10 protein-coding genes are annotated in these 11,970 nt (G+C 64.0%); 7 read left to right on the top strand and 3 right to left on the bottom strand.

The genetic code is table 11. The features are described from left to right. The first annotated feature begins 70 nt into the window (after positions 1-70). Genes dapE through ACYCCG_RS04790 form a run of 3 tightly spaced genes read left to right on the top strand, consistent with a single transcriptional unit; the run spans position 71 to position 2,428 of the window. Positions 71-1,222: a succinyl-diaminopimelate desuccinylase gene (gene dapE, locus ACYCCG_RS04780; RefSeq protein ID WP_209963949.1), complete on the top strand. Its 1,152-nt coding sequence runs from the start codon at positions 71-73 to the stop codon at positions 1,220-1,222. Beyond that, positions 1,222-2,034 carry a putative RNA methyltransferase gene (locus ACYCCG_RS04785; RefSeq protein ID WP_459669570.1) on the top strand — a complete coding sequence of 271 codons (813 nt, stop codon included), beginning with the start codon at positions 1,222-1,224 and terminating at the stop codon, positions 2,032-2,034. The genes dapE and ACYCCG_RS04785 overlap by 1 nt, the downstream gene beginning before the upstream one ends. 16 nt (positions 2,035-2,050) lie before the next feature. Continuing rightward, complete coding sequence (locus ACYCCG_RS04790; RefSeq protein WP_176682746.1) at positions 2,051-2,428, top strand: hypothetical protein; 378 nt, start codon at positions 2,051-2,053, stop codon at positions 2,426-2,428. Between the two features lie 122 nt (positions 2,429-2,550). Here ACYCCG_RS04790 and ACYCCG_RS04795 read toward each other — a convergent pair whose 3' ends face one another. Further along, the gene (locus ACYCCG_RS04795; RefSeq protein ID WP_003252255.1) at positions 2,551-2,760 is read right to left on the bottom strand and encodes a cold-shock protein; all 210 of its coding nucleotides are present in this window, start codon (positions 2,758-2,760) and stop codon (positions 2,551-2,553) included. 233 nt (positions 2,761-2,993) lie between these two features. Here ACYCCG_RS04795 and plsB point away from each other — a divergent pair, with 233 nt between their 5' ends. From plsB to ACYCCG_RS04810, 3 genes are all read left to right on the top strand, one after another. After that, positions 2,994-5,480: a glycerol-3-phosphate 1-O-acyltransferase PlsB gene (gene plsB, locus ACYCCG_RS04800; RefSeq protein ID WP_209963940.1), complete on the top strand. Its 2,487-nt coding sequence runs from the start codon at positions 2,994-2,996 to the stop codon at positions 5,478-5,480. A gap of 76 nt (positions 5,481-5,556) precedes the next feature. Further along, positions 5,557-5,955, top strand: coding sequence for a YbaY family lipoprotein (locus ACYCCG_RS04805; RefSeq protein ID WP_176682744.1), 399 nt, complete (start codon positions 5,557-5,559; stop codon positions 5,953-5,955). Between the two features lie 33 nt (positions 5,956-5,988). Next, positions 5,989-6,675, top strand: a complete 687-nt coding sequence (locus tag ACYCCG_RS04810) for a DUF4197 domain-containing protein (RefSeq protein WP_274147774.1) — start codon at positions 5,989-5,991, stop codon at positions 6,673-6,675. Between the two features lie 180 nt (positions 6,676-6,855). On the opposite strand, the gene ACYCCG_RS04815 is transcribed toward ACYCCG_RS04810, so the two are convergent. Further along, complete coding sequence (locus ACYCCG_RS04815; RefSeq protein WP_209963933.1) at positions 6,856-9,921, bottom strand: efflux RND transporter permease subunit; 3,066 nt, start codon at positions 9,919-9,921, stop codon at positions 6,856-6,858. Positions 9,922-9,927: 6 nt separating this feature from the next. After that, entirely contained in the window at positions 9,928-11,028 is a 1,101-nt protein-coding gene (locus ACYCCG_RS04820; protein ID WP_209963930.1) for an efflux RND transporter periplasmic adaptor subunit, read from the bottom strand. A gap of 175 nt (positions 11,029-11,203) precedes the next feature. Between ACYCCG_RS04820 and ACYCCG_RS04825 the strand changes: the two genes are divergently transcribed. Continuing rightward, positions 11,204-11,869, top strand: coding sequence for a TetR/AcrR family transcriptional regulator (locus tag ACYCCG_RS04825; protein ID WP_209963928.1), 666 nt, complete (start codon positions 11,204-11,206; stop codon positions 11,867-11,869). The last annotated feature ends 101 nt before the right edge of the window (positions 11,870-11,970 follow it).

Below are 11,970 nucleotides of genomic sequence, written 5' to 3' on the forward strand. Positions count from 1 at the left end.
TGCCCGAAACCATTTGATATAAGATAACGCCCCTCAGATTTCCCCGCCTTGCCTTGCCCCGGAGTCCCCCATGACGGCCCCTGCCGAGCTCTCGCCTACCCTTCAACTGGCCTGCGACCTGATCCGTCGTCCCTCGGTCACCCCCGTCGATGCCGATTGCCAGGCGCAGATGATGAACCGTCTGGGCGCCGTTGGTTTCCAGCTGGAGCCGATGCGCATCGAAGACGTCGACAACTTCTGGGCCACCCACGGCAACCAGGAAGGCCCGGTGCTGTGCTTTGCCGGCCACACCGACGTGGTGCCCACCGGCCCGGTCCAGCAATGGCAGCATGAACCGTTCGAGGCGCTGATCGACGCCGACGGCATGCTCTGCGGTCGTGGCGCCGCCGACATGAAGGGCAGCCTGGCGTCCATGGTCATCGCCAGCGAGCGCTTTGTGCAGGACTACCCGAACCATCGCGGCAAGGTCGCGTTTCTGATCACCAGCGACGAGGAAGGCCCGGCCCACCACGGCACCAAGGCGGTAGTCGAGCGCCTGAAAGCGCGCAACGAGCGCCTGGACTGGTGCATCGTCGGCGAACCGTCCAGCACCACCTTGCTGGGCGACGTGGTCAAGAACGGCCGCCGTGGTTCACTGGGCGCCAAGCTGACCATACGCGGCAAGCAGGGCCATGTGGCCTATCCGCACCTGGCGCGCAACCCGATCCACCTGGCCGCCCCGGCCCTGGCGGAACTGGCTGCCGAGCACTGGGACGAAGGCAACGCGTTTTTCCCGCCAACCAGCTTCCAGATCTCCAACGTCAATTCCGGCACCGGCGCCACCAACGTGGTCCCGGGCGAGCTGACCGCGCTGTTCAACTTCCGCTTCTCTACCGAGTCCACCGTCGAAGGCCTGCAGGCCCGAGTGTCGGCGATTCTCGACAAGCATGAACTGGACTGGTCGGTCGATTGGGCACTGTCGGGCCTGCCATTCCTGACCGAACCAGGCGAGCTGCTCGACGCCGTGGCGGCCAGCATCAAGGGCGTCACCGGTCGCGAAACCCAGCCCTCCACCAGCGGCGGCACCTCCGATGGCCGTTTCATCGCAACCATGGGCACCCAGGTAGTCGAACTCGGCCCGGTCAACGCCACCATCCACCAGGTTGACGAGCGGATCCTTGCCAGCGACCTCGATCTGCTGACCGAAATCTACTACCAGACCCTGGTCCGGTTGCTCGCCTGATGCTTGCCTGCCCGCTTTGCCAGGCGCCGCTGAGCCGGCTCGACAATGGTGTGGTGTGCCCGGCTGGCCACCGCTTCGACCGCGCCCGCCAGGGTTACCTGAACCTGCTGCCGGTGCAGCACAAGAACAGCCGCGACCCCGGTGACAACCAGGCCATGGTCGAGGCACGCCGCGACTTTCTCGACGCCGGCCATTACGCGCCAGTCGCCCGCCGCCTGGCCGAGCTGGCCGCCGAGCGCCAGCCTGGCGCCTGGCTGGACATCGGCTGCGGCGAGGGTTACTACACCGCACAGGTCGCCCAGGCCTTGCCGGCCGCCGACGGCTATGCGCTGGACATCTCCCGCGAAGCGGTCAAGCGTGCCTGCCGCCGAGCACCGGCGGTCACCTGGATGGTCGCCAGCATGGCCCGCGTACCGCTGACCGACGCCAGCTACCAGTTCATCGCCAGCGTTTTCAGCCCGCTGGACTGGGCCGAGGCCAAGCGTTTGCTCAGCCCCGGCGGCGGCCTGATGCGGGTCGGCCCGACCAGCGGCCATCTGATGGAACTGCGTGAAGTGCTCTACGATGAAGTACGCCCTTACGCCGACGACAAGCACCTGGCCCTGGTCCCTGAAGGCATGGCCCATGCCCACAGCGAAACCCTCGAGTTCCGCCTGAGCCTGGCCGCGCCCAAGGCCCGCGCCGACCTGCTGGCCATGACCCCACACGGCTGGCGCGCCAGCGCCGAAAAACGTGCCCGGGTGATCGACCAGCCCGAGCCGTTCGAGGTCACGGTTTCCATGCGTTATGACTATTTCGTGCGCCAAGACTGAGCACACCGGAGCCCTTATGCGTCAACCTGATATCGAGATCTACCTGAAGGACGCCGACGTCGACCACAAGCAGATTGCCGAGTGGCTTGCCCAGGCAATCGGCCCGTGCACTGAATGGAAGCAGAAAGGCCAGACCTTCAAATGCCATGCCGGTAACATTCCGGTCACTTGGTTACCCAAGGCTGTAGGGAAATGGAACAGCCTGTACCTGGAAAGCGACCAGACGCCGTGGGCCGATGACGTTGCCTGCGCCAGGGCTGCATTTGCCGCGCTGGGTGTGGAAGTGCGCTGTGCGCCGGGTGGCTGGGTTGAGGAAGACGGGGAAGAAGATGCCGACCGCTGGGTCCGCATCAGCGCCGACGGTGAGGAGGAAATCACCTGGCGTACATCATGAAACGGCAGCCTTGCTCGTTTCTGTAGGAGCGGGTTTACCCGCGAACACGGGCCATGCCCGTGGCAGCCACCGTGGTGGCTGCTTCGCGGGCAAGCCCGCTCCTACGGCTTGAAACCAGAGGCTCAGAGGCCCACTACGTCTTCGGCTTGCAGGCCTTTCTGGCCCTGCACGCAGGCGTACTCCACCCGCTGCCCTTCGACCAGGGTACGATGCCCCTCACCGCGAATCGCCCGATAGTGGACGAACACATCTGCACCACCTTCGCGCTGAATGAAGCCGTAACCCTTGGCATCGTTGAACCACTTTACATTCCCAGTCTCACGAGACGACATCTGAACTACTCCGGATTTTTATTGTGAAGATCGCCTTGCAGGCATGAGGTCACCTGCCCCATGCCAACGCCGCTTGCCGAAATATCCTGCAAGTGGCAGGCCGAGTATATGACACAGAACAAAAAAAATTGATGACGGCCCCGCTGTTGGCCGAATTTTGCTGAACTTACGCCGATACGGCAGACTAAATAGCAGGATACTCACCTGATAATCACACCCAGGGCACACACCCCATGACCCGTTCCCCCCTGCGCCGCCTGATCTTCGGCGGCCTGCGTCGCCTGTTGTACCTGTGGGTGCGCTCCGAGACCATCAACCAGTCTTCCATGACCCTCAACCTGGACCGCAGTCGGCCGGTGTTCTATGCGCTGCCCTCGCCCGCGCTCACCGACCTGGCCGTGCTCGACCACGAGTGCACCAAGGCGGGGCTGCCGCGCCCGGTGCTGCCGGTAGCCGTCGGCCCACTGCAGGAACCCGCCGCGTTCTTCTACCTGACCCCCGACCCGGACTGGCTCGGCCGGCAGGACAAAAGTGGCGCCCCGCCCACGCTCGAGCGCCTGGTGGCTGCCGTCAGACAGCATGCCGAAGAAGATGCGCAGATCATTCCTGTCAGCGTGTTCTGGGGCCAGACCCCGGCCAGCGAGTCCAGCCCCTGGAAGCTGCTGTTCGCCGACAGCTGGGCGGTAACCGGGCGCCTGCGCCGGCTGCTGACCGTACTGATCCTGGGGCGCAAGACCCGGGTACAATTCTCCGCGCCAATCCACCTGCGCGAACTGGTGCAGCACAACAAAGGCCACGAGCGCACCGTGCGCATGGCCCAGCGCCTGATGCGCGTGCACTTTCGCAACCTCAAGACTGCTGTCATCGGCCCGGACATCTCGCACCGGCGCACCCTGGTCAAAGGCCTGGTCCATGCTCCGCAAGTGCGCCAGGCGATTGCCGACGAAGCGCAGCGCGAGAACCTGCCGCTGGCCAAAGCCGAGGCCCAGGCACTGCGCTACGGCAACGAGATAGCCTCGGACTACACTTACACCGCCATCCGCTTCCTCGAAGTGGTGCTCAGCTGGTTCTGGAACAAGATCTACGACGGCATCAAGGTCAACCACATCGAACAGGTACAGGGTATCGCCCCTGGCCATGAAGTGATCTACGTGCCGTGCCACCGCAGCCACATCGACTACCTGCTGCTGTCGTACCTGCTGTTCCGCAACGGCCTCACCCCGCCGCACGTGGCGGCGGGCATCAACCTCAACATGCCGGTGGTGGGTAACCTGCTACGCCGTGGCGGCGCCTTCTTCATGCGCCGCACGTTCAAGGGCAACCCGCTTTACACGGCAGTGTTCAACGAGTATCTGCACACGCTGTACACCAAGGGTTTCCCGGTCGAGTACTTCGTCGAAGGCGGCCGCTCGCGCACCGGGCGCATGTTGCAGCCGCGCACCGGGATGCTGGCCATTACCCTGCGCAGCTTCCTGCGTTCGTCGCGTACACCAATCGTGTTCGTGCCGGTGTACATCGGCTACGAGCGCGTGCTCGAAGGCCGTACCTACCTGGGCGAACTGCGCGGCGCCAGCAAGAAGAAGGAGTCGGTGTTCGACATCTTCAAGGTGTTCGGCGCACTCAAGCAGCGCTTTGGCCAGGTCTACGTCAACTTCGGCGAACCCATCCGCCTGGCTGGTTTCCTCGACCAGCAGCAGCCCGGCTGGCGTGACCAGGATCACGGTCCGCAGTACCGTCCGGACTGGCTCAACGCTACCACCGCTCGCCTGGGAGAAACCGTGGCCCGTCACCTCAACGAGGCAGCCGCCATCAACCCGGTCAACCTGGTGGCCCTGGCACTGCTGTCCACCAGCCGCCTTGCCCTGGACGAACGCGCCCTGACCCGCGTACTCGACCTGTACCTGGCGCTCCTGCGCCAAGTGCCCTACTCGCCGCACACCACCCTGCCCGAGGGCGACGGCCAGGCATTGATCGAACATGTACGCAGCATGAACCTGGTGGCCGAGCAGAAGGACGCCCTGGGCCGCATCCTCTATCTGGATGAAGGCAATGCGGTACTGATGACCTATTACCGCAACAACGTGCTGCACATCTTCGCCCTGCCGGCGCTGCTGGCCAGCTTCTTCCTCAGCAGTTCACGCATGAGCCGCCAACTGCTGGGCCAGTATGTGCACGCGCTTTACCCCTACCTGCAGGCCGAACTGTTCCTGCGCTGGACACCAGAACAGCTGGACGAGGTCATCGACCAATGGCTGGTCGCGTTGGTGGAACAGGGCCTGCTGCGCCAGGACAACGACCTGTACGTGCGCCCGGCGCCCAGCTCGCGGCAGTTCGTGTTGCTGACCCTGCTTGCCCGCACCATCACCCAGACCCTGCAGCGCTTCTACATGGCCACCTCGCTGCTGATCAACAGCGGGCAGAACAGCCTGAGCGCCGAAGCGCTGGAAGACTTGTGCGTGATGATGGCCCAGCGCCTGTCGATCCTGCATGGCCTGAACGCGCCGGAGTTCTTCGACAAGACGCTGTTCCGCCACTTCATCCAGACCCTGCTTCAGCAAGGCGTGCTGCACGCCGACGCGCAAGGCAAGCTGGGTTATCACGACAAGCTCGGCGAGCTGGCCGAGGGCGTGGCCAAGCGTGTGCTGTCGGCCGAGCTGCGTCTGTCGATCCGCCAGGTGGCCCTGCACCGGGAGGACGGGCTGGAAACTTCGACCCTCTAACGGTTCATCGGTCGGTAAAATCCGCTAAAGTCCCTGGGGTTGGCCACAAGCCAGCTCCAAGGACACCGGAGATTCCATGAAAAAACTCTTTATGCTGTGTTGCGCATCCCTGCTTGCAGCCTGTTCCAGTCAACCGCCACACAACCAGGCCAGTCTGGACGGAGAAGTCTTCTACCTGCAGCGTATTGCCCTGCCGCCTGCCGCCACCCTGAGCGTGGAACTGCAGGATGTGTCGCTGATGGACGCCCCTGCCGTGACACTGGCGCGCCAGGCCGGCCCGGTCAAAGGCAACGTGCCGCTGCCCTTCCATCTCACTTATGACCCCGCGCAGGTCAAGCCTGGCCACCGCTACGCGGTGAGCGCGCGCATCGAGCTGAATGGCAAGTTGCTGTTCATCAATACCGAACACCACGGTGTCGCGCTCGATGGCAGTGACCCGCAATCGGTACGCATCAAGGTAGACCAGGTTCGCTGATACCCGTCCTCATCCGTTTACAAGGAAAGCTTCATGATCCGCACTTCCCTGCGCTTCACCACCCTGTGCGCCGGCCTGCTGCTGTCGGCCAGTGCCCTGGCCCTGTCGCTGGGCGACCTCAGCCAGAAAGACGCCACCGGCGGCCTGAAGGACGCCCTGACCCAAGGTGCGCAACTGGCCGTCAAGCAACTGAGTGCCCCAGGCGGCTTCAGCAACAACCCGGACGTGCGCATCGAGCTGCCAGGCAATCTGGGCAAAGCTGCCAAGGCGATGAAAATGTTCGGCAAGGGTGAACAGGTCGAAGCCCTGGAAACCAGCATGAACAAGGCCGCCGAGGCTGCCGTGCCGCAGGCCCAGGCGATTTTGGTGGATGCCGTGAAGAACATGAGCGTGACCGATGCCAAGGGCATTCTCAGCGGCGGTGACGACTCGGCCACCCAGTACCTGAACAAGAGCAGCCGCGAGCAGATCCGCGCCAAGTTCCTGCCAATCGTCAAGCAGGCCACCGACAAGGTCGGCGTGGCCCAGCAGTACAATGCCTTCGCTGCCCAGGCCAAAGGCCTGGGGCTGGTCAAGGATGACGCCAATATCGAGAACTACGTGACCGAGAAGGCACTGGATGGCCTGTTCGAGATGATCGGCAAACAGGAGCAGAGCATTCGCCAGAACCCGGCAGCCGCGGCTACCAGCCTGGCCAAGAAGGTCTTCGGCGCGCTGTAGGAGCGGGTTCACCCGCGAAAGGGCCGGGCCTGCTGGCCAATTTTCACCAGCCGCTCACCGTTGCTGCCGCCACCGTATTCGCGGGTAAACCCGCTCCTACACGGCGGCGGGGTTGGACACAGGCCGTCGTAGGAGCGGGTTCACCCGCGAAGGGAGGGCCAAGCCCTCCCCCTGCGGCCTTCAGCCCTTCTTCACCCTGAACCACGCCGCATACAACGCCGGCAGGAACAGCAGTGTAAGCACCGTGGCCACGATCAACCCGCCCATGATCGCCACCGCCATCGGCCCGTAGAACACACTACGCGACAACGGGATCATGGCCAGCACCGCCGCCAGCGCGGTCAGCACAATCGGCCGGAAGCGCCGCACGGTGGCTTCGATGATCGCCTGCCAGCGCTCCATCCCCGCTGCGATGTCCTGCTCGATCTGGTCCACCAGGATCACCGAGTTGCGCATGATCATCCCCGCCAAGGCAATGGTGCCAAGCATGGCGACAAAGCCGAACGGCTGACGGAACACCAGCAGGAACAGGGTCACACCAATCAGCCCCAGCGGCGCGGTGAGGAACACCATCACCGTGCGCGAAAAACTGCGCAGCTGGATCATCAGCAAACTCAGGACTACCACGACGAACAGTGGCATGCCGGCATTCACCGATTTCTGCCCCCGTTCGGAGTCCTCCACCGTGCCGCCCACCTCCAGCAGGTAGCCATCGGGCAGCTTGGCGCGGATGTCCTGCAGGGTCGGCAGAATCTGCTTCACCAGCGTCGCCGGCTGCTCCTGGTCGTAGATATCGGCACGCACGGTCACCGTCGGCAAGCGGTTGCGGTGCCAGATGATGCCTTCTTCAAAGCCGTACTCCAGGGTCGCCACCTGCGACAGCGCCACGCTCCGGCCATTGTCGGTGGGCAACGCCAGGCTACCCAGGTTGCCCAGCTCACTGCGTTCCTGGGGGGTGCCGCGCAGCAGGATCTCGATCAGCTCGTTGTCCTCGCGGTACTGGCTGACCGTGGTGCCGATCAGCGAGCTTTGCAGGAAGCTCGCCAGGTGCGCGGTGCTCACACCCAGCGCCCGGGCGCGGTCCTGGTCGATTTCGAGGAACACCGCCTTGCTGGGTTCCTCCCAGTCCAGATGCACGTTCACCACATGCGGGTTCTCGCGCACTTTGTCAGCCACTTCACGGGCCAGTGCACGGGCCTTCTCGATATGCTCGCCAGTGACCCGGAACTGCACCGGGTAGCCCACGGGCGGGCCGTTTTCCAGGCGCGTGACCCGGGCACGCAGGTCGGGGAACTGCTGGTCCACAGTGCTGATCAGCCAACTGCGCAGGCGCTCGCGGTCTTCCATCGACTTGGCCAGCACCACGAACTGGGCAAAGCTGGCTGCCGGCAGTTGCTGGTCCAACGGCAGGTAGAAGCGCGGCGAACCGGTGCCCACATAGGCCACGTAGTTGTCGATACCGTCCTGCTGCTTGAGCAGCGCCTCCAGCTGCTTGACCCGCTCGGCGGTATTGGCCAGCGAGGCGCCTTCGGCCAGCTTCAGGTCAACCATCAGCTCCGGGCGCCCGGAAGCCGGGAAGAACTGCTGGGGTACGAAGCGGAACAGCAGGATGCTGCCGACAAAGGCAGCGATGGTCAGCAGGATTACCGTCTTGCGCCGCCGTACGCACCACTCCACCAGCCGTCGCACGCGCTGGTAGAACGGGGTGGCGTATGGGTCTGGCGCATGGCCGTCCTTGCCATGCCGCGCGGCATGCAGCTTGGCCAGGTCGGGTAACAGGCGCTCGCCCAGATAAGGCACGAACACCACGGCCACCACCCACGAGGTCAGCAGAGCGATGGTTACCACCTGGAAGATCGACCGGGTGTATTCGCCCGTGCTGGAGGCCGCGGTGGCAATCGGCAGAAAGCCTGCTGCCGTGATCAGCGTACCGGTGAGCATCGGGAAGGCCGTACTTGTCCAGGCATAGCTGGCCGCCTTGAGCCGGTCGTAGCCCTGCTCCATCTTGATCGCCATCATCTCCACGGCAATGATCGCGTCATCCACCAGCAAGCCCAGGGCCAGCACCAGTGCGCCGAGGGAAATCTTGTGCAGGCCGATGCCGAAGTAATGCATGGCGGCAAAGGTCATGGCCAACACCAGCGGAATGGCCAGCGCCACCACCAGGCCGGTGCGCAGGCCCAGCGAGAAGAAGCTCACCAACAGCACAATGACCAGCGCCTCGACCAGCACCTGGACGAACTCCCCCACGCCAGCCTTCACCGCCGCCGGTTGATCCGAGACCTTGCGCAGCTCCATGCCGGCCGGCAGGCTGTGCGCCAGGCGCTCGAACTCGCCTTCCAGGGCCTTGCCCAGCACCAGGATGTCGCCACCGTCTTTCATCGACACTGCCAGGCCAATGGCATCCTCGCCCATGAAGCGCATGCGTGGTGCGGGTGGGTCGTTGAAGCCACGGTGCACCTCGGCGACATCGCCAATCCGGAAGGTGCGATCACCCACGCGAATGGGGAACTGGCGGATCTGCTCGACGCTGTCGAAACGCCCGCTCACCCGCAGATGCAGGCGCTCGCTGGGCGTCTCGAAGAAACCGGCGGTGCTCACCGCGTTCTGCTCTTGCAACGCCTTCTGCACAGCTTCCAGGGGCACCCCGAGGGTCGCCAGCTTGAGGTTGGACAGCTCGATCCAGACTTTCTCGTCCTGCAGGCCGATCAGCTCGACCTTGCCCACATCCTTGACCCGCTGCAGCTGGATCTGGATACGGTCGGCGTAGTCCTTGAGCAGCGCATAATCGAAACCCTCACCAGTCAGCGCATAGATATTGCCGAAGGTAGTGCCGAACTCGTCATTGAAGAACGGGCCCTGGATCTCCGGTGGCAAGGTATGACGAATGTCCGCAACCTTCTTGCGAATCTGGTACCACAGCTCAGGGATGTCTTGGGAATGCAGCGAGTCGCGGGCCATGAAAGTGACCTGCGATTCACCGGGGCGAGAGAACGAGACAATCTTTTCGTACTCGCCGGTTTCCATCAGCTTCTTCTCGATGCGCTCGGTCACCTGGCGCGACACTTCTTCGGCGCTGGCGCCTGGCCACAGGGTGCGGATGACCATAGCCTTGAAGGTGAATGGCGGGTCCTCGCTCTGGCCAAGCTTGGTGTACGACATGGCGCCAATGGCGGCCAGCAGGATCATCAGGAACAGGACGATCTGGCGGTTGCGCAGCGCCCAGGCAGAAAGGTTGAAACCCATCGGGACTTACTCCTTGGCCGCCAGGTTCACTACACGGTTGCTGCGGTCCACGGGGCGTACCTCCTGGCCCTCGCGCAGTACATGGCCACCAGCGGCAACCACCCAGTCACCCGGGTCCAGGCCTTCGAGCACCGGCACACTGTCGCTGCCATATGCCCCCAGCCGCACGGTCGCCCGCTCCAGGCGGCTTTCCTTGTTCACCCGCCAGACATAGGCCTGACCGTTTTCCGCAGTCACTGCCGACAGCGGTACCGACAGCGGGATCAGCCCATCCTTGGCGATGAACACCCGGGCGCTCTGGCCCAACTCAGCCGGAACGGCGGCCGTGGTAAAGGCGACGCGCGCCGCGAACGTGCGCGAGCGCGGGTCGGCAGCCGGTGACAGCTCGCGAATGCGCCCCTGGAAACGTGCCTGCGGGTGCGACCACAGCTCCACGCTCACCGGTTGACCCACAGCGAAGCGAGCGAACTGCTGTTCCGGCAGGCCGATGACCACTTCTCGCTCGCCATCGGCGGCGAGGGTAAACACGGTCTGCCCGGCGGCGACCACCTGGCCCACTTCAACCTGGCGCTTGGCGATCACCCCGGCCTGCGGCGCACGCAATACGGCATATTCGGCCTGGTTGCCAGCCACATCGAACTCGGCTTTGGCCTGCTTCAGACGGGCAAGGCCTGCGCGGTAGAGGTTTTCGGCATTGTCGTACAGGGAATGGCTGACCATCTGCCGCTCCAGCAGCTTCTGGTAGCGGTCGCGCTCGGCGCGCACCAGCGACAGATTGGCCTGCGCAGCGGCCACCCGGGCGCGGTTGGCTTCCAGCTGCAGATGCACGTCCTGCGGGTCCAGTTCGGCCAGCGGCTGGTCGGCCTTGACCCGCTGCCCTTCCTCGACCAAACGGTTGCTGACCTTGCCGCCAATGCGGAAGGCAAGCTCCGGTTCGAAACGCGCACGCACCTCACCGGGGTAACTGTCGGCAGCGGCTTCGGCCGGCTGTGGCTGAACCACCAGTGCCGGGCGCGGTGCTGCGGGTGGGGCGGCTTCCTGGCCACACGCCGCCAGAAGCAGGGCAGCAGCGGCGGGCAGAGCGATGGACAAGGCATGGCGCAACATGATGAATCCTTTCGCGGAGTGCACATTTAATATTTGTACTGACGGGTATATTAAGTCAGCGAAAGGATGGCGGGAAGGGTGTGCGCTGGTTTTTCAAGCGTGCGGTGAGCAGGTAATGCAGCCTGGCTTTCGCCGGATGGCGCCTGACCCGTTAAGATGGTGATCCTTCAACCAGATGCAGACCACAATGTCCAACGACGCACCCATCGGCCCAGGCCGGCCCAAGGACCTGGCCAAGCGCGAGGCGATCCTCGAAGCGGCCAAGACGCTGTTCCTCAGCCTTGGCTACGCCAACACCAGCATGGATGCGGTCGCTGCGGCGGCAGGTGTTTCAAAGCTCACCGTGTACAGCCACTTCACCGACAAGCAGACCCTGTTCTGCTCGGCGGTCATGGCCACCTGCCAGATCCAGTTGCCTGACCTGCTGTTCGAGTATCCCGAGGGGGTACCGGTGGAAGAAGTGCTGCTGACCATTGCCCGCAACTTCCAGGCGCTTATCAGCAGTGACGAAGCGATCAAGCTCAGCCGCCTGATCATGGCCCAGGGCAGCCTGGACCCGAGTTTTGGCGAGTACTTCTACGAGGCCGGGCCCAAGCGCGTGCTGGCCGGGATGGAAGCCCTGCTGCGCGGGGCCCACGAGCGCGGGCTGCTGCGCATCGACAACCCATTGAGGGCGGCGGAGCACTTCTTCTGCCTGGTCAAGGGGGCGCCAGATTACCGCTTGCTGCTGGGTTGTGCGGGGCCGCTGGAGGGAGATGAGGCCGAGGCGCATGTGCGAGAGGTGGTAGAAGTATTCTTGCGGGCTTTCCACCCTGAAAACACCTATCACGTCTCCCTGTAGGAGCGGGTTTACCCGCGAAAGGGCCGGGTCTGCCGGCCAATTTCTACCAGCCGTTCACCGTTGCTGCCGCCACCATATTCGCGGGTAAACCCGCTCCTACA

The sequence above is a fragment of the Pseudomonas sp. VEM90 genome, assembly GCF_054611535.1.